Below are 23,583 nucleotides of genomic sequence, written 5' to 3' on the forward strand. Positions count from 1 at the left end.
ATGACAATCTTCTTTCATGCCCAAACACTAGGTTTTTACGACACCCGAGCCCATGGCGAGCGAACGCTCTGGGTTCCCGATCCGACGTGGGAGAGGCCTCAGGTGAACATTCCGGATCCGGCCTGGAAGGCCGATTCAGAGAACCCTGACGCGCAACCACCTACTGTTCGCATCGCAGATGTCACGGCAGAACCACCGTTGGTGGAGGTGGTAAACCCGGCCTGTTGTCTACCGCCTGCAGCGGAGCTGTCGCAAGTCAGCGCGCAAGAATATGAGGCGCTTTTTTCGGCTCAGGCTTCTGGCAAGGTCATTGCGGCTGACGGTGTACGTCCTGTCATTTCGGCACCACCGGAGCTGACGTGGGAGCAGCGCAAACTTGAGATTACCGCCGCCGTTCAGCAGTTCCTCGATCAGACAGCCAAGTCTGCGGGATACGACGACATTAAGAATGCGATCAGCTACGCCGATGAGCCGGCAGTTCAACGCTTTCAGGCGCAAGGCCAGGCATTTCGTGCCTGGCGCTCTGTCTGTTGGGCTTACTGCCATGAGCAATTTGATGCGGTAGAGCAGAAAAAACGCGAGCTATTTAGCCCGCAATCTCTCGTTTCCGAGTTGCCGCAGCTTTCGCTTCCCGAGTGACGCGTTTCTAGACCTTCACATTCCTTTACCTGAACCCTCACACAAAACCGCTCTGCGGTTTTTTTACGCCCGGAGATCCATCTATGGCCAACCGCCAAACCTACACCGTCCTCATCCCATTCCCCACCGGAGGTGGCCATTGGTCCACCGTCGGCGAGGAGCTGGAACTGCTCGACGTCGAAGCATCCGCCCTGCGCACCGCCGGCCGCCTGGAACTGACAGGCGTCCTCAATTCCACCCCAAAGAAGGCTGACTAACTATGGCTGAGGTTCTGAACTTCGAGCACAACGGCATCACCGTGAATGCCTCCGAATCCCCCGAGGCCATGGGTGGCCTGGGCGATAACGTGATCGGTCTGGTCGGCACTGCGCCGAATGCCCATGCGTCGATCCCGAAAAACGCGCCGTTTCGCATCAACAGTTTCACCACCCAGGCGCTGCTGGACCCCACCGGCGCCGAGTCGGGCACGCTGTTTCAGGCGGTGTACCAGATTCTTAAAGTGGTCAAGGTACCGATCTACGTAGTGATTGTGGAGGAGGGCGCCACCCCGGCCGACACGCTCAATAATGTGATCGGCGGCAACGAGCCGACCACTGGCCGCAAGCTGGGCCTGGCTGCTTTGAGTAGCGTGCCTGAAGACCTGACCATCATCGGCGCCCCGGGCTTCACCGGTACCAAAGCGGTGGCCGGTGAGTTCGCCTCGTTCGGCAAGCGCATCAAGGCCCGTGTGGTGCTGGATGGCAAGGACGCCAGCGTTGCCGATCAAGTGACTTACAGCGGCGAACTGGGCGGTGCCGACCTGGGCTTCGACCGTTGCCTGCTGGTGCACAACCTGCCTTCGGTGTACTCCAAGGCGGCGAAGAAAAACGTGTTTCTGTCGCCGTCGTCCCTGGCCATCGCCGCGCTGGCCAAGGTCAAGCAGTGGGAAAGCCCGGGCAATCAGGTGACGTTCGCCGAGGACGTTTCCCGCGTGGTCGAGTACAACATCCTCGACACCTCCACCGAAGGCGATCTGCTCAACCGCTACGGCGTGAGCTACTACGCCCGCACCATCCTCGGCGGTTTTTCGCTGCTGGGTAACCGCTCCATCACCGGCAAGTTCATCAGCTACGTCGGTCTGGAAGATGCCATCAGCCGCAAGCTGGTCAAGGCCGGCCAGAAGGCCATGGCCAAGAACCTCACCAAGTCCTTCATGGACCAGGAGGTCAAGCGCATCAACGACTGGCTGCAAACCCTGGTGGCCGACGAAACCATCCCCGGCGGCAGCGTGTACCTGCACCCGGAACTGAACAGTGTCGAGAAGTACAAAAACGGCACCTGGTACATCGTCATCGACTACGGCCGCTACGCGCCGAACGAACACATGATTTATCAACTCAATGCCCGCGATGAAATCATCGAGCAGTTCCTGGAGGACGTTCTCTAATGTTTACCAACCGTGTAAGACAGGCCATTGCGGCCACCCTGCAAGGCCTGCCGTTGTCCGCGACGGTGGAAGAGTTCACCCCGCCGATCATTGATTTCGAGATGGAGCCCATGACCGGCGGCCGCTTCATCGCCGAAGAAATGGCCAAGAGCGGCAAGGTGCTCAACGCCACCCTGATGCTGCAAGGCGTGGGGCCTGAAATCATGCTGGCGCTGGGGGTGAGGCAGGGCGAAGACATCCTGCTCAACGTGCGCGAAGCCGGCCAGGACCAGGACGGCAAGACCTATTTCACCTACCACACGGTCGGCGGCAAGCTGAAAACCCTGACTGAAACCAAGTTGAAGATGGGCGATAAGGCCACGACCACTCTGGCCCTGTCCTGCCGTACTTACAGCCGCCTGGAAAACGGCATCCCGGTGATCGACATCGACGTACGCACCCAGAAGTTCGTGCTTAACGGTGTGGACATTCTTGGCGATGCCCGTCGCGCCGTGCTGATGCCTTAAGAGAAACCGTAATCTGAAGCGCGCACGGTCATTGTGGGAGCTGGCTTGCCTGCGATGGCATCGCCCCGGTACACCAGACCACCGAGTCGCCTGCATCGCGGGCAAGCCCGGCTCCCACACTGTCCGCGCCGTGCTTCAGATCGCTTATCAACCACGTTTCAATAAGGAATTGCCCTATGGCCTGGATGCCACCGCTGCACCTCCTGCTCTCGCCGATCACCGCCGACACCGGCGCGACGATCGAGCAGGTTCAGCTCAAACCGCTGTACTACGCCGCGCAAAAAGATGCGCTGGCCCGGGCCGGTGACGACGAGGACGATCAGTTCTTTGAACTGGCGAAACTCGCCACCGGCCTGTCGGAAAAAGAGCTCGACCAGCTCAAACGCCCGGACTACGTGAGCATTGCGCAATACGTACATGAAATGTCGACGCTGCCTGCGTCGTTCTTTCTCGGCAAGGCTGATGAGCCGTCGCAGTATGAACAGGTGAACCTGCTGCTGCCGCTCGATGCCGCCGGTCGAAGCCTGACTGATCTGAGCCTGGAAATGCCCGCGCTGCGCGCCACCAAAGCCATGAAAAAACTCGCCACCAATAAAGACCGTGCCGAGTTCATCACCGCTCACTGCACTGGCCTGATGATCCCTGATCTTGCTGGCCTGACCGTGCCTGACTGGACGGAATTGCAGGAGCGCATCGACGATTTTTTAAATCAACCGGCGGACTTCTTTCGCAGCGCGACATCGAAGTAATCCTCGATGTGGTGCCGCTGATTTACTCGGTCAATGAGGCGGAAATCCTCGACTGGGACTCCGGCAAAGCATTGCGCCGCTACGACATTGCGATGACTCGCCTTGGCGTCAAACAGGAGTAAGCGGGATGCAGGACACGTATTCGCTCGCCTATGCCATGACCAGGGACGGTCAGGGTGTTTTTGGCAACGCAGGCGGCCCCCAGGGGGCCGATAGCGTCAACCCGGGCCCTTTGGTGCCCAAAAGCCCTGAAGAGGCCGCGCCGTTATCTTCGATGAACCTTGCGCTCACTCACGCGGGCCTGGAACTCAGTGGTCTCTCGCTGTCCCTGGGGCTGTTGCGCACCAGCGTGGACGCGCTGGAAGTTACCTTGTCGCGGCTCAAATCGTTGGAGGTTGAACCGTCCGGGACCGAGCAGAAGTCATCCACTGAAGTGACGTCGAGCGCATCGCAAGAGCTGCGCCTGACGCGTGAAGCCCTGACACTGGGGAGCACGCAAAGTCTTGATCCGGTCGCGGCCTTTCAGCAATCGAATGCCAGCCTTACGTTTGATTCAAAAGCCACCTCGGAAAAGTCCATAACGGAGCGGCGCGAAACCTCCACAAAAAGCCAGGAGCAGCTGACCAAGACGCTCGAAACTGCGCCGGTATTGGGGGAAGACACATGGCTGCGCGCCAAGACCCATGTGCTGAACGCCACCAACGAATGGGCCGGCAGCTCACCCGCTGCCGCCGAGACGCTCAAAACCACTGAAGCGGTGATGTCCTCGGTGGTGGTGCCGCTGGTTTCCGAATTCTTTTCGGGCTTGGGCGACACGATCAAAGACCGGGTGACGGGCAACCTGGTTGATGTAACGCTGGGCAAGTTGCCTGGAGCGGCTGGCAAGCTGTTCAAGGAAGGTGGTTACGACAAGGAAAAGGGCAAGGGGAAGGATTGCTGCTGCCCGGGTGAGTCGCTGAGCAGCCCCGCGCCTCCCAGCATTATTTTGCCGGCGGGTTATGACCTTGCGCGTGACCCTTCCGGCAAAACCCAGGGCAAAGGGGCAGGTAAAAAAAGAGGCTTGCTCGGTAGTTTTCTGTCTACAGCGTCCGACAAGCTAGGCAAGCTGTTTCTGCCCAACTCACGGCTCGGCTTGGAGGCAAGCGCGAGGTCTCTGGGTGCGTTTTCCGGGGCGACTGCCTCCGGACGTAATCAAGGGCCGGCCGGCGGTTCTGGCGGACGCCTTGGTTTGATCGAGGCATTGGAACGTGGCGTGGTCGGGGTACCCGGTGACGTCGCGGCTAAACCACAGCTCCCGTTTCAACCCCCGTCGTCTGCGTTGCAAGCGCCGCCCGGCGCGAATCTGCCGCATGCCTCGACTTCGCGCCTGACCAGCACCATGACTCGGCTGGAATCGTCCGCCGCTCGCCGCCTTGGCCCACTGAGGTACGTCGACACCGCCATGGATGTTATCCAGGGCGTGCGCAACGGCGACGCTAAAGCAGTCGGCACCGGCCTCAGCACGGCCGGAGGCGCCTGGGCAGGCGCTTCTGCAGGCGCCGCTATCGGGACCCTGATTTTCCCCGGTGTCGGCACCGCTGTCGGCGGCGCGATTGGTGGTTTGCTCGGCAGCGAGGCGGGCAGTTGGCTCGGTGACAAGCTGTTCGGCTCAACCGATCGTTTGCCCGCGCCAGGTGCGGTGAGCAAAGAGATCAACAGTGCGCGAAGCGACAGCGTTCAGGTCTCTATTGCGCCGAGCATCCAGATCACCGGCGTCAACCCGGCCGATGCCCAACAGGTCGTCAACCAGGTGATTCAAGCCCTGCAATTCCAATGCATGCCGATGGTCACCGACACGCTCGGTATCCGGCGCAACGCGGCACTGGCCGACCCAGGAGGTGATTGATGCGACAGCAAATGGTGCTGGGCGACTTTATTTTTGGCCTGGCCCGAGGCTTTGCCTATTCCACGCTGGGCCGTACCAGCGATGGTGGCTGGAGCGACTTGACGATTGTTGCGAGCAAATCCTTGTCGCGCCAAAGCGGGCAGAAGCTGGAAAAGCTCACCTTTGGCGGCACCGCGATGTACGCGGTCGGCATGCAGCGGCTGGACGAATTGCGCGCCCTGCAAAACACGCGGGCGCCGTTGCCTCTGGTCGATGGTATCGGGCGCAACTGGGGCTTGTGGCGGATCAATTCGGTGGTGGAAAACCAGAGCAATGTGATCGACGACGGCACGGCCATGGTCATGACCTGGTCCCTTGAGCTGGAGGAATTCGTCAATGCGTAGAGTACGAAGTATTGCCGGTGATTCGGTCAACCTGCTGCTCTATCGCGAGCTTGGGCGGTGTGATGACGCCGCTGAGGAAACCCTCTGGCGCCTGAACCCTGAGCTCTCCGAATATGGCCCGGTGCTGCCGGCTGGCGTGTGGGTCATTGTGCCCGAGCTGTCCACGCAGCCAAGTGCCGTACGCCCCGTTCTGGCCTGGGATTAAGGAGGTTACATGGCACAGGGATTTACGCCGGTGGTGGAGTTTTACGGCGCCAACGCGGCACTGCTCAATGAGCGCTTGATGCGTTGGAGCCACACTGACGCATTGGGTGGCGAGAGTGACCGGCTTGAGCTGACGCTCAATATCGAGGGGCTCGAAGGTCTGCCCAGCTTCAGTGGCAAAATCGGCTTGCGCGCCGGGTACCGGGAGACGGGGCTGGTCGAGAAGGGCGAGTTCGTGGTCACCCAGCGAACGCCGAGGCTATTCCCCATGAGCTTGTTGGTCGTGGCAACCGCTGCGCCCTTCAGCAGGGTGGACGCTACCGGTTACCGCCAACGCCGGTCCGCCAGTCATGGGCCGACAACCTTGGGGGCGTTGTTTCGCCAGTTGGTCAGCCGTCACGGTTTTTCACCGCGAGTAGCGCCTGCGCTCGAAGGTATTTTGATCCCTCATATCGACCAGTCCAACGAAAGCGATATGGCGTTTATTACCCGCCTGGCCAAGCGTTACAGCGCTATCACCAAACCGTTCAACGAGCTGTATGTGCTGGCCGAAGCCGGGCAGTTGAAGTCGATCAGCCTTCAGCAACTGCCCGAGGTGAAGTTGTCCGTGAGCCGCGACAATCGCCCCGGCGAGCACGCCTTCATCACCGCCACGCTCGACGAAAAATCACGCGCCAAATATGAGGGCAGCCGCGTCACCTGGTGGGACGCTGGCGCAGGCAAGCGGCGCGTGGTGCAGGTGGGCAATGCGCCTTTTAAAACCTTGCGCCAACCCTGCCAGAACGAAGCCGAAGCGCGCAGCGTGGCCGAAGCCGAATTGCGCCGTGTAGGGCGCCAGGACCTGCAGTTGCTGATCGATTGCCCGGGTAACCCGCTGCTGGCCGCCGAAGGGCTGCTGCGGCTGGATGACACCTGGCCCGCGTACATGCAGGGGCAATGGTCGATCAGCAAAGTGGTGCATACGGGTGACCCGGCGACGGGTTATCGCAGCGCCATCACGGCGGGCGGGTTGTCGACTTGATCGCGTTGCCCCGCGTTTTTTGCACTACCTCTGACTGGAGCAAGGATGCCTATGAATGACGAAGAATTGGCCGCGATCAACCGTTTGATCGCCGCCCTGCAAACCCAAACCGACGGCCAGACAGCGCTTAACGCTGCCATACGGTTGTTGGCCCAGAGCAACCAGGCGTTGGTCGATCTGATCAAGAGCCGTGAACCGGACCCGAATGCTCCGCCTTATCTGGATGGCAAACCGGCGCCCTGATTCAGCCTCGACCCCCGCCTTTCATCTGTTGCACCCACTACAGCCCGCATGAGCGGGTTTTTTATTGTTCATGGAGAACACTCGATGTCGATTCTTACCCAAGGTACCCAGATCTTTGCCCTCGTCCCGCCGGTCTCCGGCACCGGGCCTTACACCGTGCTGGAAGTCGAGCACGCCACCTCGTTCGAACCCGGCGGTGCGCCGGCCGAACAGATTGAAGACACCAGCCTCAACGCCGAGGAGCGCAGCTACAAAAAAGGCCTGCGCACGCCGGGCACCGCGAGCCTGGGCCTGAACGCCGACCCGACCAACGCCAGCCACATCCGCCTGCACCAACTGTCCGAAGCCAAGGGCGATACCGGCGTCAAGTGGGCGGTGGGCTGGTCCGACGGCAAAGACGTGCTGCCGACCGTCAACACCAAGGGCGATGGCTTTGAACTGCCGGCTACCCGTACCTGGTTCACCTTCGACGGTTACGTCTCGGACTTCCCGTTCAACTTTGCGCTGAACGCTGTCGTGACCACCACCGTCACCATCCAACGTACCGGCGCCAGCGCCTGGATCAAGAAAGCCTGAGAGATGCCATGAACCTCAAACAACTGAAAGCCAAGGGCGGCATCGTTGATGGCCAGCCGGTGAAGAAAGACGTCAGCTGGACACACCTGGACAGCAAAACCGGCAAGGAAGTGACTGACACCTTCACGCTGCACATCCGCCGCCAATCGTTTGGTGTGATCGAGCGGCTTTTCACCGGGGGCGAGTCTGCGCAAAGCCGCAACGCCAGTTACCTCGCCGCTTCGGTAATGCTGGGCGCCGAGGGCGATGAGGCGCTGAGTTACGACGATGCCTACAGCCTTGAGCCGTCGTTGGGGTTTGTGATCCTCAACGCAGTCAATGAGGTGAATGGCACAGGTGGCGCTGGCGCAAAGAACTGACGGCCGCCGATGAGTTCTGGCACGAACTGGTGTTGAACGGAGTCGGCGGCCGCACGATTGCCGAAGCCAAGGAACGCATGACCTACCACGAAGCCCTGGCCTGGGGACGCTATATCGACCGATATGGCTCCCTGCACGCCGGTAGGCGGCTGGAGGCGGGCAGCGCACTGGTGGCGCTGCAGACCCACCGGCTGGGCGGCGGCACGGCCGAGTTGATTGATTTCATGCCCCATGAGATGCGCCGGGGCCTGTCACTCGAACGTGCGATGAACGAGTGGCGTTAAGGACGACGCCACTTACCTTGAAACCCGCGCCAAGCGGGTTTTATCCATGACCCGGAGAAACCTATGGCAACTGCTTCCCAGGGTAATCTGACGCTCAACCTCGGCAGCCTGGAGCAGGCCCTGGCGAAGGCGTCACGGATTACCGAACAAAGCATGCGCGAGATGCAGCAGAAGATCGAGGACGCCGCTAAAAAGGTCAGCGCTTCTGCGGCAGCGGCGCTGCAGGTCACGTCCGGCCAGTTCAAGGACTTTCAAAAGTCTTATGACCCGGCCACGGATGCGGCAGAAAAATTCATCCAGAAAAACGCGCAACTGGTGGAAGTGCTCAAGCAGAGCCAGGGGGCGCAGCGTGATTTTGCAGGTTCGCTGGAGGGGCAGTCGAGTTATACCGACCGCGCGGGTTTGAAGTTTCCAGCGGGCGGGCCGTACGCAGATGTTCCTGCACCGGACGTAGGCGATGACACAGCAGGCTTTGCGTTTCTGGATGATGACAAGACGAAAAAGGTCCAGGGCAATTTCGCCGCCATGACCAAACTGGTCGATGATTGGAGCGCAGGCGCTCAAAGCGCGTTCAAGGATTATGTGAGCAGCTCGGGAACTGCCGCGGAACAATCCAAAGCGATGTTCGCCGGCGCTTTCAAGCAGATGGACGATGCAGTCCTGACGTTTGCTACCACCGGTAAATTCAACTTCTCTGATTTCGCCAAATCGGTGCTTAAGGACATGGCGATGATGGCGGCGAAAACTGCCGGTTCGAGTGCACTGAGTTCGTTGTTCAGTATCGCAAGTTCGGCCGTGATGAGTTGGTTGACTCCCTCCGCGGGGGCGAGTGCAGGGGGTGGGCCCCCTGGTTATACCAATGAACTCAACGCGTCCGGTCTGAGGTATTCGCCACCTGCCAAATTTGCCAAAGGCGGCGCTTTCACCAACTCCGTCGCGACAAGCCCCACCGTGGCCCCCATGGCCCTGTTCGGCGAAGCCGGCCCCGAAGCCATCATGCCCCTGAGCCGTGGTTCCGACGGCTCCCTGGGCGTACGTGCCTTGGGCGGGGGCTCGGCGGGCAGCGCAAGCAGCAACCAGGTGGTAATTCAACAAACCATCAACGTTGCCGACGGTCAGGGCGCAGGCACCGATGCCAATGCCCAGAATGTTGCGCGTGCCTACGCAGGTTCTGCCCGTCAGGGCGCTGCCGAACAGATTGCACGTGACCTCAAGCCCGGCGGCCAGATCTGGTCGGCCATCAACGGTCGTTGACCCCCCACGGCTAAGCCTGGAGAAAACATGAGCACAGAAACCTTCACGTGGGTACCCAAAGTGGAGCCGGTCGGCAGCGTCGAGTTTCGCCTGAAAACGGCCAAGTTCGGCGATGGTTACCAGCAAAGCGCTGCGGACGGCATCAACAACAAGACCCAATCCTGGCCGCTGACGTTTGTCGGCGACGAGGCGCGCATTCAGTCGATTGTCGAATTCCTCGACCGCCACGCCGGTGCCAAGGCGTTTAGCTGGACGGCGCCACTGGCGGGCCCCGCGCTGTATCGCTGCAAGGGGTATCAACCGACGCCGATGGGCGCCGGTGTCTATTCCCTGACGGCGACGTTCGAGCAGGCCTTTCACCCCTAGCGTCGAGGCGACGCCCCACACCCCGCCAAATGCGGGGTTTTCTTTGCCCGGAGAAACCTATGTCCATCACAGCAGATATCCAGACCCTGGAGCCCGGGGCCTGGGTGGAGCTTTTCGAGCTCGACGCCACCGCCCTCGGCGCCGAGTTGTACCGGTTTCATGGCTACCCCCAGGAGTCACCGATTTTCTGGCAGGGTCATGAATACTCGCCTTGGCCCATCCAGGCCGAAGGTTTTGAAATGTCGGGGCAGGGCACGCAACCTACGCCGACCCTGGCCGTGGGTAACGTCGGCGGTTTTATTACGGCGCTGGTGCTGTATTTCGAAGACCTGGTGGGCGCACGGCTGATCCGCCATCGCACCCTCGGCAAGTACCTTGATGGCCAGCCCGAAGCAGACCCGGAAGAAGAGCTGCCGCCGGACATCTGGTACGTAGAGCGCAAAGTCGCGGAGAGCAGCGAGACGGTGAAGTTCGAGCTGGCCAGCGCGCTGGATTTCAACGGCGTGCAACTGCCACGCCGGCAAATCGTCGCCAACGTGTGCTGGTGGCTCAGCTGCGGCGGTTATCGCGGCCCTTACTGCGGGTACAACGGCGGGCCGGTGGCGGATGCCAATGACGTGATCGTCACGGATGCCGCCAAGGACAAATGCGGTGGGCGGCTGAGCAGCTGCAAACTGCGTTTCGGCGAGAACAACCCTTTGCCCTACGGTTCCTTTCCGGCAGCGGGCCTGTTGCGGAGCTGAGCATGAACAAGATCAACCTGGCGGCAATCACACGGCACGCCGTGGCGGACTACCCGCATGAATGCTGTGGCCTGCTGATTCGCGAAGGCCGCAAGCGCGTGTATGTGCCTTGCCGCAATACCGCGAGCACCCCAAGCGAACATTTTCGCCTGGCCCCCGAGGACTACGCGGCGGCCGAGGAGCGTGGCGAAATCCTGGCGGTGATACACAGCCATCCGGACTGCCCGGCGGCCCCAAGCGAAGCTGATCGCGTGGCCTGCGAAGCCTCGGGCTTGCCCTGGCACATCGTTGAGGTGCGCAAGGGCGATGACGGGCTTGTTCGCACAGGCGAATGGGCCAGTCTCACACCGAGCGGTTATCAGGCGCCCTTGATCGGCCGCGCCTTCGCCCATGGTGTGCATGACTGCCTGAGCATCATCCTCGATTACTACCGCAGGGAAATGGGCATTGAGCTGGGCGATTACCAACGTGAAGACGGCTGGTGGGACAAGGGCGGCAATTTGTACCTGGACAACCTGCCGGCTGCCGGTTTCGAACCGGTCGGCCAATTGCAGCACGGCGATATTGTGTTGATGCAAATTCGCTCGCCGGTGCCGAACCATGCCGCGATTTACCTGGCTGATGGCGTGCTGCAAAGCGAGCCCGAACATTACCCGGCGCCTGGCTCAATCCTGCATCACCTGTACGGCCGCGACAGCAAACGTGACACCTATGGCGGCTATTGGGGCGAGGTAACGGTGGGCTATTGGCGACATCGCCAACGGCTCAAACACTAATCACATGGGCGGTTTATTTGCCTGGAGGATGCCATGCATCAAGAAAAAGTCAGGACGGTGCGCCTCTATGGCAGCCTCGGTGCGAGCTTCGGGCGTGTGCACCGGCTGGCGGTGAGGAACGCTTCGGAAGCGATACACGCGTTGTGCATTCTGGTACCCGGGTTCGAGCGATTCCTGATGGAGTCCAAGGACAAGGGCGTGACGTATTCGATTTTTCTGGGGCGCGAAAATATTGGGCAGGATCGCCTCCGGGCGCCGTCCGGCACGTCGGATATTCGGATTGCGCCGGTACTGCTGGGCAGCAAGCGGGCAGGATCGATGCAAACCATCATCGGGGTGGCGTTGATCGTGGCCGCGTCGTACTTCTCGGGTGGCCTGGCTGCGGGGGGCAGCGGCTCCGCCTCCACCTTGATCGGCGCCAGTTCCACCACCGGCTGGACCTTTGCCGCGAGCATGGGGATCTCCATGGCCATGGGCGGTGCGATGCAATTGATGTCGCCGATGCCCAAAGGGCTGGGCGCCATGGACCGTCCGGAAAACCGTCCCAGCTACAGCTTCAACGGGCCGGTCAATACCACTATCCAGGGCAGCCCGGTGGGCTTGCTGTATGGGGAGCTGACGGTGGGCAGTGCCGTGGTCAGTGCCGGTATCTACGCGCAAGATCAACTCTAGCCACCGTTTGAAAATGATCAGGAGAGTGGGCTCATGGGAGTGGCAATTCAACAACACACAATGCGGACGGTCCTGTTGTCAGGCTCGCTCGCCAGGCTTTTCGGCCGAGAGCATCGCGTGACCACCTCGGGTGGTTTCAGGGATGTGATGGGCTATTTCAAACAGTTTCCGGGCTTTGAACGCTACATGCTGCAGAGTGCTGACAAGGGCCTGCGCTTTGCCGTGTTCAATGGCAAACGCAACATCGCCGAAGACGATATTCAAAAGCCCTTGGGCAAAGATGTGATTCGCATCGCGCCGGTACTGACCGGCTCCAAACGTGCCGGCGGGCTGCAAACGATCATCGGTGCGGTGCTGATTGCGGTGGCGTATTTCAACCCGTTCGGTTACCTGACCGGCCCGGCCGCCAGCATGATGATGATGGCTGGCGCGTCCATGGCAATGGGAGGCGTCATGCAAATGCTGTCGCCACCGCCCAAAGGGCTGAGTGCCCAGGACAGCCCCAATAACCGCCCGAGTTACAGCTTCAATGGTCCGGTCAATACCAGTGCCCAGGGCAACCCGGTCGGCTTGCTCTACGGTCAGTTGATCGTCGGCAGTTCCGTGATCAGCGCCGGGATCTACGCCCAAGACCAACTCTAACGTTAACCCTCTTTAACCAGCCCGCCGCAGTGCGGGCTTTATTTCGCCTGAAGGAAAGCCATGACTGACCTCACTCTCGCTGGCAGTAAAGGCGGTGGCTCCAAGCCCCGTCCCTCCGTGGAGGCGCCAGACAGCCTGCAAAGTACGGCCTATGCCCGTATCCTCGATCTCGTCAGCGAAGGCGAGATTGTCGGTTTGAAAAACGATAAGCGCTCGGTGTTTCTCGACGAGACGCCCCTGGCCAACGAAGACGGCAGCCTCAACTTCAGTGGTGTGACGCTCGACACCCGCAACGGCAGCCAGGATCAGACGCACATCCCCGGCTTTCCCGCCGTGGAGAACGAAAGCCCGGTGTCCATCGAGCTGCGCAGCGATCAGCCGTGGACTAAGTCCTATTCCAACCTGCAGCTGTCGGCCGTGCGCGTTCGCCTGGCGGTGACGCGCCTGTCGCAGACCAACACCAGCAATGGTGATACCAACGGCTACACGGTGCAGTACGCGTTTGATCTGTCTACCGACGGCGGTACCTTCGTACAGGTGTTGGCGGCCGCGTTCAGCGGTAAAACCACCACGAAATACGAGCGTTCCCACCGCATTGACCTGCCGCCCGCCAAAAGCAGCTGGACCCTGCGAGTACGACGGATTACGCCGAACTCCACCAGTGGCGCGATTGCCGATACCACTACTGTGGAGTCGTCCACCGAGATCATCGACGCCAAGTTACGCTATCCGGGCTCGGCGCTGATCGGCCTGCAATTTGACGCCGCGCAGTTTCAATCGATTCCCTCGCGCTCGTTCGAATTGCGCGGTCGCATCATCAAGGTGCCGAGCAACTATGATCCGCAAACCCGCGCCTACAGCGGGGTCTGGGACGGTACCTTCAAATCCGCCTGGACCGACAACCCGGCCTGGATCTACTACGACCTGCTGCTGCACCAGCGTTATGGCCTCGGTCATTTGCTCAATGCCGGCCAGGTGGACAAGTGGGAGCTGTACCGCATCGGGCAGTATTGCGACCAGCCCGTGTCCGACGGCAAAGGCGGCACCGAACCGCGCTTTACCTGCAACCTCTACCTGTCGGTACGCGCCGATGCCTTGAAGGTATTGCAAGACTTGGCGACCACCTTCCGGGGCATGTCCTATTGGGGTGCAGGTTCGGTGATGGCGGTGGCGGATATGCCGGAAGATCCGGTGTACACCTACTCCAACGCCAACGTGATCGGCGGCCAGTTTGTGTATGGCGGTTCGGCGAAAAAGACCCGCTACACCGTGGCCCTGGTCAGCTGGAATGACCCGACCGACTTCTACCGGCAAAAGGTGCAGTACGTCGACGACGCGGAAGGCATTGCGCGTTATGGCATCCAGCAAACCGAGATCAGCGCGACCGGTTGCACCTCCCAGGCCCAGGCCCAGCGGATCGGCAAATGGGCGCTGTTGACCAACCGCCTGGAGACCGAAAGCGTCACCTTCTCGGTGGGCCTCGACGGCACCCTGGCACGCCCCGGCCAGATCATTCGCGTGGCCGACAACGACCGCGCCGGGCGCCGCATTGGCGGACGCCTGCGTGATGCAACGCTCGACACCCTGACCCTTGATGCCGAAGTGACGGCCGCCGCCGGTGACACCATTACCCTGGTGATGCCTAACGGCAAGGCGGTGTCTCGCGTGGTCAAATCGGTCAGCGCGGGGAACGCCAACGAGCAACAGGTTGTGCTGCAAACCCGGCTTGACGACGTGCCACCGGCGCAATCGATCTGGGCCATCGACTCCGCGACCCTGGCCCTGCAACAGTTCCGTGTACTGTCGATTTCCGAGGACTTTTCGGATAACGAAATCAAGTACAGCCTCAGCGCTGTCAAGCACGTGCCGAGCAAATTCGCCGCAATCGACAACGGCGCGAAAATCGACAGCCCGCCAGTCACCGTCATTCCACCCAGCGTGCAGGCAGCGCCAACCGGCGTGACGGTCAGCAATGACCACTTTGTCGAGCAGGGCAGTGCGGTCAACGTCATGACCATCGAATGGCAACGCCCGGCGAATGCGATTGCCTTCGAAGCGTACTGGCGTAAAAACGATGGCGAGTGGATCTACGCCGGGCGTACCGGTGGCACGTCGATTGAGGTTTCGGGTATTTACGCCGGGCGTTATGTCGCCAAGGTGCGGGCGATCAACGCGCTGGACATTGGCTCGTTGTACAGCGAGTCCATCGAGACGCTGCTCAACGGCAAGACCACCTTGCCGCCAACCGTTGCGGCGCTGACGACCGAGTCGTTGGTGTTTGCGATCAAAGTGAAGTGGCAGATTCCGCAAGATGTGAGCACGGCGGATTTGCAGCGCACGGAAATCTGGTACGGGAAGACTGCCGATTTGGCGCAGGCGACCAAGCTGGGGGATTACGCGTATCCGCAGACTGATGTGACTTTGATGGGGTTGGCAGCCGGCACTTCACTGTTTTTCTGGGCGCGGCTCGTGGACCGAACGGGCAATATCGGGCCCTTCTACCCGGTAGCAGGGGCTGTGAATGGCCACGCGAGTTCCGATCCTGCGGATTACGAAAAATACTTCGCCAATACCATTGGCAAGGGCGCGTTGTACGAAAGCTTGCGTCAGGAAATTGATCTGATTGGCGGCACTGCGCCGGGCTCGGTCAATGATCGTCTGGCGCAAGCCAAGAAAGAACTTCAAGACCTGATCGCTGAAGTCTCCGATACCCTGGAATATGACGCCGCGAAGGCGTATGCCAAAGGTGACATGGTTCGTCAGGGCCAGCATCTGTTCCAAGCGGTCAACCCGGTTGCCTCCAACATGCCCCCACCGAACCCCAGGTTTTGGTTCGACATGGGGACTATTGTTGAAACCAATGCTGCAATGGCATTGGAGATCAGCAAGAACTCCAGTGCGGTCGCGGAGGTGGATGGAAAGGTGAAAGCCACCGCCGAGAAGCTGGACGGCGTCTACGCATTGGCAAAATCAGAATCCGCTGGGGATGAAACAAGTAACGCCGGTGACGACACAGCATCTGTAGGCGTTTGGTCCCTGATGTCGGCCATTGCTGAGCGAGACTTCGCTCAATCACAACGTTCGGATGGACTCGAGACCAAGGTAGGGCAAAACGCAGCGAGCATCCTGGAAGTGGCCACCACTTCGGCCACACTCACCCAGGCGTTGGCCTCGAGAGTGACGACCCTGGATGCCAAGGTTAATAACAACGCAGCGACGTTCAGCGAACAAGTCAATGTATTGGTTTCTGCCGATAAAGTTCAGGCGGATGACATTAGAAGTGTCCGGGCTGTTTCAGGTCAAAACGCCTCCGCCATACAGGAAACCAATCGAGTGTTGGTGGACACCGGTGGCAAGGTCTCGGCGATGAAAACGCTTAAAGTTGAGACCACCAGCGCAGGTAAAAAGGTAATGGCAGGCCTTGCGCTGGGGGCTGATGGCGACACCTCCGAAATCATTGCTTATGCCCAGCGGTTTTCGATTGTCGACGAGACAGGGGGAGGGCTGAAGGTTCCGTTTGTGGTGCAAGGCGGGCAGGTGTTTATCAACGAGGCGATGATTAATACCGCGTTTATTCAAAATATTGTTTTGGGTATGACGCTCCGGTCTGAAGCCAAGGACGTTAATGGCAATCCCCTTCTGGAAATTGATGTTAAATCGGGCACTTTCACCCTTCGTAGTGCCGGCGCCGGGGGCTCAGCGTTACTTAATAATGATGGGTTGGCCGTATTCGATGCGGGCGGCGTGAAGCGCACGGTGGTCGGGAGGTTGTCGTAATGGCTGAGTACGGGTTGAATGTATTCGATGACCACGGTATCAAAACGTTGGGCATGGAAGACTTTACTATCAAGCGTCTTGCATCCCAAATAGTTCCAGCCATTAGCAGCGGTGGTGCAGGCTTCAAGACTGCCTATGATCTAACCATGGACGTACCCGGTTATGACCCGGCCAACTGTTTTGTCATTATCACGCCCCGACAGTATGCGGGGTATGATCAGACTATTTCGGACAGTTGGCCCGTTCTTCCTACTTATGTCGATTTGGGAGGGACAAGGATAGGCCTGCGTACTTGGTTGAACTACGGTGTGTATGACGGGCATCGGTTCAAGTATTACTGGCTGGCGAGAACGGTTGAGTGCGTTGTCGAAGTGGTGAGGGTGGCATAAATGTCTTTCGGGCTTTCTGCGGTAAATGGCGGGGGTGCTGTTGTTATCGGCAGCGATAGCAAAGTATTGGTGTTTTCGGAAAGGGGGGAGTTTAGAATTCAGTCACGTTACACCGACGCACCCGGTTATGGTGTTTTCTACTTTGCCAAGCCGATTTTGACTCAGGAACCGCCACAGGTTTTTCTAAGGATTGTGACGCCTAGTCATATCAGCCTGAGCCTGTATACCACCTTGCTGGGAGCACCCGGGAGCTGGACAGGGTTTAAAGTCACTTCAGGTGCCATGGGAGGAAAGTCCCTGCAAAATCACCTTATGGAGTTTGTGTCCTGCAAATATTCTGACCATAAAAGCACCAGCGCTTATGGAATGGAAATTTATGAAGGAGACGGTAATGTGTCTTTCTCGTCAAGTGATCGAGTTGTCAAATACGGCCGCTTCACAAAAAGCTGGACGTATTCGCAACCGTCCACTTTTTTCAATAATTGGGACAGTGGCATTGTAATGACGCCGGATGAGTTCGTCAGCGTGTCCAGCATGGATCGTGGTGTGAGTTGGTTTGTCAATCATGCACAGTATGCGTCACTTCATATAATGACCGGCAATGTGCGTAAAGTAGAAATTTCGGTTCAGCGGTCTACATTGGGAGACTCAATAAATGTTGATAATCTAGGTGTTACCTACTTTTCAATTCCGATCTGCAAGTTTCCCATTGAGCGTTACTATAACTGATGGTTGGTATGTATCGCTTTTGGATGCGGTGTGCGTCATGGCTTTGCTTATGTCGACACTGCGAGTGCTGATAAACCGTGAGGTTTTTGCCTGGAAAACTGACCTGCTTAAACTTCGAAGGCATTGTAAGGCCGTCTGCAATGTTGACCGGATAACCGAAACTTATTCAAACCCTGCCGTGAGGCGGGTTTTTTTGTCTCTTTTTTTAGGTGATTCATATGGCACGACAAGAGATCGACATAGGCACACGCCCCAGTGGCGTCGGCGGCGACACGCCGCGCAGTGCAATGATCAAGATCAATGCGATGACCGATGAGCTGTATACAAAAGCGCAAAGCTTGGCCAAGGCCACTGGCTGGGGGATGAATCAACCTATCTCCATGAACCCCACCGATAACGCCGACGCTTTGCCCGTCGTCAACGGCTTGTTCATGTTTGGTAATGGGGGCGTGTCGTTGCCGTACCCCTACGTCTTCATCATTCAGATGGTCTCGGCGCCGGGCGGGTATGTCAGGCAAATTGCCTACAGCCTGCTGGAAAACCAGACGTGGGAGCGGCAATTCCTGCAAGGTGCAACTGCTGGCAAGGCCTGGACGCTGCTCGTCAAGGCCGGTGATTTCGGCTACGGCGGTGCTGTAAAGCTGCTGACGACCAGTGCGGACACTGTACAAGCCACCGGCGAGTATTACGGCAATAACATCCCGGGTCCGAACGGGCCGAACAGTTATGGTTTTTTGTCGCATAAATATTTGTCGGCTCAATACTCGGCCCAGGAATGGGTTAACCCGGACACCACCAACACCCTGTTCAGAAGGGTCAACGCAAACGGCACGTGGACGGCGTGGGCCCGCGTCTTTACGGCGGCCAATGCACTGAACGATCCGACCACGGAGACCGGCCTGATGAGCAAGACGCTCGTGGGTGGCTGGACCGTCAGCAAATACGCCAACGGGCAGATTTGTATCCAGGGCGTGGGCCCGGTTACGGCGCCGCTGCCACCGAACCAGCCGACGCTGGTGACGGTGTCGATGCCGGTGGCGATCGTGCCCGGAACCGGTCGGGTCTTTGTCAATGCGCAGCCGCAAAACACCTATGACCACTACGGGGCTTTGAACTGCTACGTCAATGGCACTGCGGCCGTCGATATCATTATCAGGAACGGGCCCGGAACTCAGGCGTTTCAACCGGCTGTCACGGTGTGGGGTTATTGGAAATGATCAAGATAAAGCTGTTCCCCTTTTTGACTGACGAGCCGTTGTCGGTGTCTGTCGAAGATGAGGTGATGACCGTCTGCCGTCAGGTGGTAGACCTTTCCAGCGTTCCAGAGGGTTATCGACTGCCCGCTTCGGCAACGGCATGTGAGCATTTTGTCGACTTCATAGAGCGCATCAACGGCGTGCTCAGTGTGACGCTCAAGTTGCCGGTCACGTGGGATGCTCCCGCGTCCCTGCGCAACCCCGCCGAACCCATGATTATCCACGTGTCGGCAAATGGTCCTGTTGATGTGCCGACACCTCCCGTATCTCAAGCGCTGGCGCAGCAGCCGGTCGAGGGCATTTCCCATGATTGACATTAGCAAGCTGGAAAAAATCAAGAGCGTTCAGGACCTGGACGATGAGCGCACCCTCGACCTGGCTCGCAGTTATCTGAGGGACAGCGATTGGTACGCGCTGGCCCAGATGGAGGAAGGCACGCCGATGCCAGCGGATATCCAGGCTGGCCGCAATGCAGCGCGCGCCACGATCTACCGGCTGGGCGAAAAGCCTCGGCATTGAGGCTTGGCAGCCGCCAATAGAAGTTTTTTGCCCTGACTATGGAGAGTCCGATGGCACGACAGGAAATCAACCTGGGCGCGACACCGACAGGTGTGGGCGGTGATACACCCCGTAGCGCCAATATCAAAATCAATGCCATGACTCAGGAGCTGTACGACACCCGCATCGCTCGGGCTGAGTTACAGGCGATGGGAGTCGTGGGCGAATCAGTGAACGTGGGCGCAATCAGTGCGAACACCCAGCCGATTGGAACGAGCTATGGCTACAGCGGCAGTGATTCACAGGCCAGCGCACTGGGTTGGCCTGTTCTTTATCCCGGCAGTGACGGACCGGTGTGGTGGAACATTGAGACGCGCGGCATTGGTTCGCGCAAGACTCAAATCGCCGTTCAAGCGTTTCATCACGCCGGCAATAACGGTGTGATGTTTACTCGAAGCTGGCACGACTCCGCCTGGAGCCCCTGGAGCAGGGTAATCAGGCAGGGAACGTTCGGCCTTGCCGGCGCTAACTACTTCGCCGGCAACATTGATCAAATAGGCAATGCCACAGGGGGCGGACTCTCGACATTTCAGCTGACCAGTGAGGCGAGCGGGACGCGCCCTGCAGGATGGCCCAGCCTGCACGGTGGGCTGCTTGAGGTTCATTCATGGGATGCCAACACGGCGTCGCAGAACCTGCACATCGGCGGCTCCAACTACACGCGGTTTTTCAACGGCAGCGCCTGGTCTGAGTGGGCGCTGGTCTACACCAGCGCAAATGCACTCTCTCAAGTCGCGGGTGGCCCGGGGCTGATGGACAGCAACTACATCGGCACCTGGCGAGTCGCCAGGTTCCAGAATGGTTTTACGGTGCTCACCAACTCCGTCATTCCGGATGTTGAACTCCCTGCTGCTGGAACGTTGCACACGGTTGTCCAGTTGCCGGTCGCCTTTGATGATTACGGGAGGGTCAGCATCGATGTTCAGTGCCAGCCCTCTACCTCTTGGGACTATTACGGTGTCATTGCGAAATACGCGATATCGCCTTCGGCCGTGGCGTTCGTTTTGCGTAACGGGCAAGTTGCTCAGCGATTCGGCGCGATACGCGTATGCATAACAGGGTATTGGAAGTCATGAACATCAAACTGTTTCCCTTTCTGACCAACGAAACATTGGTTGCCACGGTGTTCGGAGATTCGCTGTGGTTGAACGACGAGGAAATTGATCTATCCGCCATTCCGGAGGGCCATCGGCTCCCCGCATCTGCAATAAACAACCACTGGTTTTCGGCCTCCGACCCCATTGAACGGGTAGGGGGAGTGATTAGCCTGACGCTCAAGTTCCCTGTGAAATGGGACAGCCCCGAGGCCATACGTACGCCCTCGGAACCGATGGTTCTGAGCCTCACTCGCGGCGACGTCAGGTTTCCGTCGGCTGAACCGCCCGGCACAGAAAACAGGCTTGCGAGCGAGATCTGATCGATCTCGCCCATTCAGATCGCCCAGACTAAGGAGAGTCCCATGGCACGACAGGAAATCAATATCGGTGCGGCACCCACTGGCGCGGGCGGCGACACCCCGCGCAGTGCCAGTATCAAGATCAATGCAATGACCCAGGAACTGTATGCCCGCCAGGCTCAATTGGGCTCGGCGGCAACCCGTGATGCAGTCGTAGACAGCGCGGACTTCACACCAGGTCGGATTCCAACCATGGGCCATGCCGGGTGGGGAGGCACGCCCATTCCCAAGAGCCCTACCGACGATGCCAATGAGTTGCCAAAAGTCAGCGGGCTGTTTGAGTTCGGTAATGGCGGGGTCAATTTGCCCAACCCTTATGTGCAGATTCTGCAGATCGCCAACTCAGGTGGGTACATCTGGCAAACCGCGAAGGCGATGCTGGACGAATCGATATTTATACGCGGTCGGCGCGCTGATGGCGCATGGACACCGTGGCGCAGTGATCTTAATTCGTCGTTGTTCGCGTTGGGCTACGGCCCCGGTGCGGTGCCTGGGGAGATGATGGGCGTCTCCTCCGCGCAGACGGCTTCGCCAAATAAAGCGAATACCGGGTTGTACAGTTATTACCGCCACCCGGACGGCGTTCCTGGGTTTGGGGCTATCAGCGTGCTCTCCCAAGTGTGGGGGCATGATCCGCAGTGGCGGGCGCAGTTGTCGATGGCGGTATCGGCAGATGGTCTGCACTTTCGCCAGTTCAGCGTCAATCCGGGGGCTGCGGCACCTCAATGGCGCAGCGTTCTCCACAGTGGCAATGCGATTTCCGGGGTGTTGAACGCCGGTCCTTCCGGTGCGTTGCCGCTCAATTCGGGGCTTATCGAGCGTGGTGGAACCATTGAAAACTGGTATTTCCGCTTTGCCGGCGGTCTGCAAATCTGCCAGCAACGGTTTGTCGGTTACACCGCCGGGGTCACCCGCAATGTGGGGTGGTTGGCGGCGTTCGTCGATTCACCCGTGGCGGTTTTTCACAATGTGTACCCATCGGTTGATTGGGACGTGACAGCCAGGTCCTACGGCGATATCAACGCCTATTACTTTCTATCCGACCGCACCCTGAACAACATAGTGACAGTGACCGCAATCGGGAGGTGGCACGCATGATTATCCATCACGTACCTTTCAGACCTATGGGTATCGCAACACCCACGACGGCTTTCGTGGAAGGTGAACGCCTGATTCTGAACAACGAGCGTATTGACCTCTCCCAGATCCCCGAGGGTATGACTTTGCCGATGTCCGCGATTGAGCACCCGCTGTTTGCAGGGCCGGTCAGTCGCCGAAATGGCGAGATCGAGTTGACCTTGAAACTGGCCGTCAATGCCAATGCTCCAGACTACATGTGGCAAAACGGGCGGCTCCAGGTGTCGGCGGGGCCTGTGCCTTTCCCGGTCGAGCCGGTGGACACGTCTGCATACACCGTCAAACCCGCCGAGGAGGTCGATGATGTTTGATCTTTCGAAACTGGAAAGAACCCTGACGCCGCAAGATATTCAAGCGCAGGCAGATTCCCGGGAGGCGCTGGCTTATCTGCTTTCCACCGACTGGTACAGCCTTCGCTTCATCGAGGAAAACAAGCCTGTGCCTGAAGCCATATTGGCCGCGCGGGCTGTGGCGCGTAGCAAGGTGATCAGATGACCCTCGGCGAGCTTCAACAGGTTCTGCCCAACGCCCGCTCCCAAGCGGGCGTTTTTATTGCGGCGTTGAATACCGCCATGGCGAACCACCAGATAATGACCGCACGGCGCGTCGCCGCCTTCCTCTCTCAGGTCGGCCATGAGTCTGCCCAACTGCGTTACGTACGCGAACTGGGCAGTGACCAATACCTCAGCAAATACGACACCGGCCCCCTGGCCGCCCGCTTGGGCAACACCCCCGAAGCGGACGGCGACGGCCAGAAGTATCGTGGGCGGGGGCTGATCCAGATCACTGGTCGACGCAACTACCTGGCCTGCAGTCAGGCGTTGTTTGGTGACGATCGCCTGTTGCAGCAACCGGAACTGCTCGAACAGCCGCAGTGGGCGTGTGAGTCCGCGGCGTGGTTTTGGCAGAGCAATGGCTTGAATGAGCTGGCGGACAAGGACCAGTTCACGACGATCACCCGACGGATCAATGGTGGTCTCAATGGCCTGGATGACCGTTTGCAATTGTGGGCGCGGGCGAAGGCGGCGTTATGCGTTACCTGACGGGGTGTCGCTGGGTCGGTGTTTGCCTGCTGATGGCGGTTGTGTGGCAGGTGCAGGCCTGGCGTTATGGCGCGCAACTTGAGCGGCAATCGGCTGAGCAAGCCCAGGCGCTCAGTCAGCAAAGCGCTTTTGCCTTGCATCAGCAGCAATTGGAGCAAAACAAACGGCTGGCGTTGGAGCAGCAGCTCGATGCCAGCGACCGGCAACATACTCAGGAGTTGAACGATGCCCAGCTTCATCAGGCTACTCTGCGCGACCGCCTGGCCACTGCTGATGTGCGGCTGTCAGTCCTTCTCGACGCCACCGACCCCGCCAGCGGTTGTGCAGTGCCAACCTCCACCACCGCCGGCGGCGTGGTTCATGCAGCCGCACGCGCCCGACTTGACCCGGCGCATGCTCAACGAATTATCGGCATCACCGACGACGGTGATAACGCCCTGATTGCGTTGCGTGCCTGCCAGGCTTACGTGCACGCCGTCGCCCATTAGCGTCTTGCATCAGTCTGTCGCT

At 59.3% G+C, this 23,583-nt stretch carries 32 protein-coding genes; all 32 read left to right on the forward strand.

The window, feature by feature from the left end:
* The 32 genes from BFW87_RS17445 (at position 1) to BFW87_RS17595 (ending at position 23,561) form a co-directional block, all read left to right on the forward strand.
* Positions 1-639 (forward strand): hypothetical protein, encoded by a 639-nt coding sequence (locus BFW87_RS17445; protein WP_078740995.1) that lies wholly within the window; start codon positions 1-3, stop codon positions 637-639.
* A gap of 83 nt (positions 640-722) precedes the next feature.
* The gene (locus BFW87_RS31995) at positions 723-896 is read left to right on the forward strand and encodes a hypothetical protein (RefSeq protein WP_176159767.1); all 174 of its coding nucleotides are present in this window, start codon (positions 723-725) and stop codon (positions 894-896) included.
* Positions 897-898: 2 nt separating this feature from the next.
* The gene (locus BFW87_RS17450) at positions 899-2,065 is read left to right on the forward strand and encodes a phage tail protein (RefSeq protein ID WP_078740996.1); all 1,167 of its coding nucleotides are present in this window, start codon (positions 899-901) and stop codon (positions 2,063-2,065) included.
* Positions 2,065-2,571 carry a phage major tail tube protein gene (locus BFW87_RS17455; RefSeq protein WP_078740997.1) on the forward strand — a complete coding sequence of 169 codons (507 nt, stop codon included), beginning with the start codon at positions 2,065-2,067 and terminating at the stop codon, positions 2,569-2,571. The genes BFW87_RS17450 and BFW87_RS17455 overlap by 1 nt, the downstream gene beginning before the upstream one ends.
* A gap of 176 nt (positions 2,572-2,747) precedes the next feature.
* Positions 2,748-3,320 (forward strand): phage tail assembly protein, encoded by a 573-nt coding sequence (locus BFW87_RS17460; protein WP_078740998.1) that lies wholly within the window; start codon positions 2,748-2,750, stop codon positions 3,318-3,320.
* 127 nt (positions 3,321-3,447) lie between these two features.
* Positions 3,448-5,205, forward strand: a complete 1,758-nt coding sequence (locus tag BFW87_RS32000; protein ID WP_176159768.1) for a phage tail tape measure protein — start codon at positions 3,448-3,450, stop codon at positions 5,203-5,205.
* A complete protein-coding gene (locus tag BFW87_RS17470; RefSeq protein WP_078740999.1) occupies positions 5,205-5,588 on the forward strand; it encodes a phage tail protein in 384 nt (127 codons plus the stop codon). The genes BFW87_RS32000 and BFW87_RS17470 overlap by 1 nt, the downstream gene beginning before the upstream one ends.
* Positions 5,581-5,793, forward strand: a complete 213-nt coding sequence (locus tag BFW87_RS17475; protein ID WP_078741000.1) for a tail protein X — start codon at positions 5,581-5,583, stop codon at positions 5,791-5,793. The genes BFW87_RS17470 and BFW87_RS17475 overlap by 8 nt, the downstream gene beginning before the upstream one ends.
* 9 nt (positions 5,794-5,802) lie before the next feature.
* Positions 5,803-6,813, forward strand: coding sequence for a contractile injection system protein, VgrG/Pvc8 family (locus tag BFW87_RS17480; RefSeq protein ID WP_078741001.1), 1,011 nt, complete (start codon positions 5,803-5,805; stop codon positions 6,811-6,813).
* 45 nt (positions 6,814-6,858) lie between these two features.
* A complete protein-coding gene (locus BFW87_RS17485; RefSeq protein ID WP_254865904.1) occupies positions 6,859-7,056 on the forward strand; it encodes a hypothetical protein in 198 nt (65 codons plus the stop codon).
* 84 nt (positions 7,057-7,140) lie between these two features.
* The gene (locus BFW87_RS17490) at positions 7,141-7,632 is read left to right on the forward strand and encodes a phage tail tube protein (RefSeq protein WP_078741003.1); all 492 of its coding nucleotides are present in this window, start codon (positions 7,141-7,143) and stop codon (positions 7,630-7,632) included.
* Between the two features lie 8 nt (positions 7,633-7,640).
* Positions 7,641-7,991, forward strand: coding sequence for a phage tail assembly chaperone family protein, TAC (locus BFW87_RS17495; protein ID WP_078741004.1), 351 nt, complete (start codon positions 7,641-7,643; stop codon positions 7,989-7,991).
* Between the two features lie 29 nt (positions 7,992-8,020).
* Positions 8,021-8,275 (forward strand): hypothetical protein, encoded by a 255-nt coding sequence (locus BFW87_RS17500; RefSeq protein WP_078741005.1) that lies wholly within the window; start codon positions 8,021-8,023, stop codon positions 8,273-8,275.
* A gap of 63 nt (positions 8,276-8,338) precedes the next feature.
* Positions 8,339-9,529: a phage tail tape measure C-terminal domain-containing protein gene (locus tag BFW87_RS17505; protein WP_078741006.1), complete on the forward strand. Its 1,191-nt coding sequence runs from the start codon at positions 8,339-8,341 to the stop codon at positions 9,527-9,529.
* Positions 9,530-9,556: 27 nt separating this feature from the next.
* Positions 9,557-9,895, forward strand: coding sequence for a phage tail protein (locus BFW87_RS17510; protein WP_078741007.1), 339 nt, complete (start codon positions 9,557-9,559; stop codon positions 9,893-9,895).
* A gap of 59 nt (positions 9,896-9,954) precedes the next feature.
* Entirely contained in the window at positions 9,955-10,638 is a 684-nt protein-coding gene (locus BFW87_RS17515; RefSeq protein WP_078741008.1) for a phage minor tail protein L, read from the forward strand.
* 2 nt (positions 10,639-10,640) lie between these two features.
* The gene (locus BFW87_RS17520) at positions 10,641-11,414 is read left to right on the forward strand and encodes a C40 family peptidase (RefSeq protein ID WP_078741009.1); all 774 of its coding nucleotides are present in this window, start codon (positions 10,641-10,643) and stop codon (positions 11,412-11,414) included.
* A gap of 33 nt (positions 11,415-11,447) precedes the next feature.
* A complete protein-coding gene (locus BFW87_RS17525) occupies positions 11,448-12,086 on the forward strand; it encodes a tail assembly protein (RefSeq protein WP_078741010.1) in 639 nt (212 codons plus the stop codon).
* A 33-nt stretch (positions 12,087-12,119) separates the two neighbouring features.
* Entirely contained in the window at positions 12,120-12,728 is a 609-nt protein-coding gene (locus BFW87_RS17530; protein ID WP_078741011.1) for a tail assembly protein, read from the forward strand.
* Positions 12,729-12,788: 60 nt separating this feature from the next.
* Complete coding sequence (gpJ, locus tag BFW87_RS17535; RefSeq protein ID WP_078741012.1) at positions 12,789-16,505, forward strand: TipJ family phage tail tip protein; 3,717 nt, start codon at positions 12,789-12,791, stop codon at positions 16,503-16,505.
* On the forward strand, positions 16,505-16,894 hold the full coding sequence (locus BFW87_RS17540; protein WP_078741013.1) for a hypothetical protein: 390 nt from the start codon (positions 16,505-16,507) through the stop codon (positions 16,892-16,894). Before gpJ ends, BFW87_RS17540 begins: the two co-directional genes overlap by 1 nt.
* Positions 16,895-17,623 (forward strand): hypothetical protein, encoded by a 729-nt coding sequence (locus BFW87_RS17545; protein ID WP_078741014.1) that lies wholly within the window; start codon positions 16,895-16,897, stop codon positions 17,621-17,623.
* Positions 17,624-17,841: 218 nt separating this feature from the next.
* Complete coding sequence (locus BFW87_RS17550; RefSeq protein ID WP_078741015.1) at positions 17,842-18,840, forward strand: pyocin knob domain-containing protein; 999 nt, start codon at positions 17,842-17,844, stop codon at positions 18,838-18,840.
* Complete coding sequence (locus BFW87_RS17555) at positions 18,837-19,193, forward strand: hypothetical protein (RefSeq protein ID WP_078741016.1); 357 nt, start codon at positions 18,837-18,839, stop codon at positions 19,191-19,193. Before BFW87_RS17550 ends, BFW87_RS17555 begins: the two co-directional genes overlap by 4 nt.
* Positions 19,186-19,398, forward strand: coding sequence for a hypothetical protein (locus BFW87_RS17560; protein WP_078741017.1), 213 nt, complete (start codon positions 19,186-19,188; stop codon positions 19,396-19,398). Before BFW87_RS17555 ends, BFW87_RS17560 begins: the two co-directional genes overlap by 8 nt.
* 50 nt (positions 19,399-19,448) lie before the next feature.
* Positions 19,449-20,513, forward strand: coding sequence for a hypothetical protein (locus BFW87_RS17565; RefSeq protein ID WP_078741018.1), 1,065 nt, complete (start codon positions 19,449-19,451; stop codon positions 20,511-20,513).
* Entirely contained in the window at positions 20,510-20,854 is a 345-nt protein-coding gene (locus BFW87_RS17570; RefSeq protein WP_078741019.1) for a hypothetical protein, read from the forward strand. The genes BFW87_RS17565 and BFW87_RS17570 overlap by 4 nt, the downstream gene beginning before the upstream one ends.
* 42 nt (positions 20,855-20,896) lie before the next feature.
* On the forward strand, positions 20,897-21,991 hold the full coding sequence (locus tag BFW87_RS17575; RefSeq protein WP_078741020.1) for a hypothetical protein: 1,095 nt from the start codon (positions 20,897-20,899) through the stop codon (positions 21,989-21,991).
* Positions 21,988-22,341, forward strand: coding sequence for a hypothetical protein (locus BFW87_RS17580; RefSeq protein WP_078741021.1), 354 nt, complete (start codon positions 21,988-21,990; stop codon positions 22,339-22,341). Before BFW87_RS17575 ends, BFW87_RS17580 begins: the two co-directional genes overlap by 4 nt.
* Positions 22,334-22,525 carry a hypothetical protein gene (locus tag BFW87_RS17585; protein WP_078741022.1) on the forward strand — a complete coding sequence of 64 codons (192 nt, stop codon included), beginning with the start codon at positions 22,334-22,336 and terminating at the stop codon, positions 22,523-22,525. Before BFW87_RS17580 ends, BFW87_RS17585 begins: the two co-directional genes overlap by 8 nt.
* Positions 22,522-23,073, forward strand: a complete 552-nt coding sequence (locus BFW87_RS17590) for a glycoside hydrolase family 19 protein (protein ID WP_078741023.1) — start codon at positions 22,522-22,524, stop codon at positions 23,071-23,073. The genes BFW87_RS17585 and BFW87_RS17590 overlap by 4 nt, the downstream gene beginning before the upstream one ends.
* Entirely contained in the window at positions 23,061-23,561 is a 501-nt protein-coding gene (locus BFW87_RS17595; RefSeq protein ID WP_078741024.1) for a lysis system i-spanin subunit Rz, read from the forward strand. The genes BFW87_RS17590 and BFW87_RS17595 overlap by 13 nt, the downstream gene beginning before the upstream one ends.
* The last annotated feature ends 22 nt before the right edge of the window (positions 23,562-23,583 follow it).

It is taken from the genome of Pseudomonas fluorescens, from assembly GCF_002022275.1.
Classification (GTDB): domain Bacteria; phylum Pseudomonadota; class Gammaproteobacteria; order Pseudomonadales; family Pseudomonadaceae; genus Aquipseudomonas; species Aquipseudomonas fluorescens_AJ.

Coding starts and splice junctions, on each gene's coding strand:
- BFW87_RS17565 (WP_078741018.1), top strand. CDS start 19,449: ATGGCACGACAGGAAATCAACCTGGGCGCGACACCGACAGGTGTGGGC.
- BFW87_RS17515 (WP_078741008.1), top strand. CDS start 9,955: ATGTCCATCACAGCAGATATCCAGACCCTGGAGCCCGGGGCCTGGGTG.
- BFW87_RS17570 (WP_078741019.1), top strand. CDS start 20,510: ATGAACATCAAACTGTTTCCCTTTCTGACCAACGAAACATTGGTTGCC.
- BFW87_RS17475 (WP_078741000.1), top strand. CDS start 5,581: ATGCGTAGAGTACGAAGTATTGCCGGTGATTCGGTCAACCTGCTGCTC.
- BFW87_RS31995 (WP_176159767.1), top strand. CDS start 723: ATGGCCAACCGCCAAACCTACACCGTCCTCATCCCATTCCCCACCGGA.
- BFW87_RS17445 (WP_078740995.1), top strand. CDS start 1: ATGACAATCTTCTTTCATGCCCAAACACTAGGTTTTTACGACACCCGA.
- BFW87_RS17480 (WP_078741001.1), top strand. CDS start 5,803: ATGGCACAGGGATTTACGCCGGTGGTGGAGTTTTACGGCGCCAACGCG.
- BFW87_RS17485 (WP_254865904.1), top strand. CDS start 6,859: ATGCCTATGAATGACGAAGAATTGGCCGCGATCAACCGTTTGATCGCC.
- BFW87_RS17595 (WP_078741024.1), top strand. CDS start 23,061: ATGCGTTACCTGACGGGGTGTCGCTGGGTCGGTGTTTGCCTGCTGATG.
- BFW87_RS17470 (WP_078740999.1), top strand. CDS start 5,205: ATGCGACAGCAAATGGTGCTGGGCGACTTTATTTTTGGCCTGGCCCGA.
- BFW87_RS17545 (WP_078741014.1), top strand. CDS start 16,895: ATGTCTTTCGGGCTTTCTGCGGTAAATGGCGGGGGTGCTGTTGTTATC.
- BFW87_RS17575 (WP_078741020.1), top strand. CDS start 20,897: ATGGCACGACAGGAAATCAATATCGGTGCGGCACCCACTGGCGCGGGC.
- BFW87_RS17555 (WP_078741016.1), top strand. CDS start 18,837: ATGATCAAGATAAAGCTGTTCCCCTTTTTGACTGACGAGCCGTTGTCG.
- BFW87_RS17590 (WP_078741023.1), top strand. CDS start 22,522: ATGACCCTCGGCGAGCTTCAACAGGTTCTGCCCAACGCCCGCTCCCAA.
- BFW87_RS17560 (WP_078741017.1), top strand. CDS start 19,186: ATGATTGACATTAGCAAGCTGGAAAAAATCAAGAGCGTTCAGGACCTG.
- BFW87_RS17450 (WP_078740996.1), top strand. CDS start 899: ATGGCTGAGGTTCTGAACTTCGAGCACAACGGCATCACCGTGAATGCC.
- BFW87_RS17510 (WP_078741007.1), top strand. CDS start 9,557: ATGAGCACAGAAACCTTCACGTGGGTACCCAAAGTGGAGCCGGTCGGC.
- BFW87_RS17525 (WP_078741010.1), top strand. CDS start 11,448: ATGCATCAAGAAAAAGTCAGGACGGTGCGCCTCTATGGCAGCCTCGGT.
- BFW87_RS17530 (WP_078741011.1), top strand. CDS start 12,120: ATGGGAGTGGCAATTCAACAACACACAATGCGGACGGTCCTGTTGTCA.
- BFW87_RS17490 (WP_078741003.1), top strand. CDS start 7,141: ATGTCGATTCTTACCCAAGGTACCCAGATCTTTGCCCTCGTCCCGCCG.
- BFW87_RS17550 (WP_078741015.1), top strand. CDS start 17,842: ATGGCACGACAAGAGATCGACATAGGCACACGCCCCAGTGGCGTCGGC.
- BFW87_RS17505 (WP_078741006.1), top strand. CDS start 8,339: ATGGCAACTGCTTCCCAGGGTAATCTGACGCTCAACCTCGGCAGCCTG.
- BFW87_RS17540 (WP_078741013.1), top strand. CDS start 16,505: ATGGCTGAGTACGGGTTGAATGTATTCGATGACCACGGTATCAAAACG.
- BFW87_RS17580 (WP_078741021.1), top strand. CDS start 21,988: ATGATTATCCATCACGTACCTTTCAGACCTATGGGTATCGCAACACCC.
- BFW87_RS17460 (WP_078740998.1), top strand. CDS start 2,748: ATGGCCTGGATGCCACCGCTGCACCTCCTGCTCTCGCCGATCACCGCC.
- BFW87_RS17585 (WP_078741022.1), top strand. CDS start 22,334: ATGTTTGATCTTTCGAAACTGGAAAGAACCCTGACGCCGCAAGATATT.
- BFW87_RS17520 (WP_078741009.1), top strand. CDS start 10,641: ATGAACAAGATCAACCTGGCGGCAATCACACGGCACGCCGTGGCGGAC.
- BFW87_RS17495 (WP_078741004.1), top strand. CDS start 7,641: ATGAACCTCAAACAACTGAAAGCCAAGGGCGGCATCGTTGATGGCCAG.
- BFW87_RS17455 (WP_078740997.1), top strand. CDS start 2,065: ATGTTTACCAACCGTGTAAGACAGGCCATTGCGGCCACCCTGCAAGGC.
- BFW87_RS32000 (WP_176159768.1), top strand. CDS start 3,448: ATGCAGGACACGTATTCGCTCGCCTATGCCATGACCAGGGACGGTCAG.
- gpJ (WP_078741012.1), top strand. CDS start 12,789: ATGACTGACCTCACTCTCGCTGGCAGTAAAGGCGGTGGCTCCAAGCCC.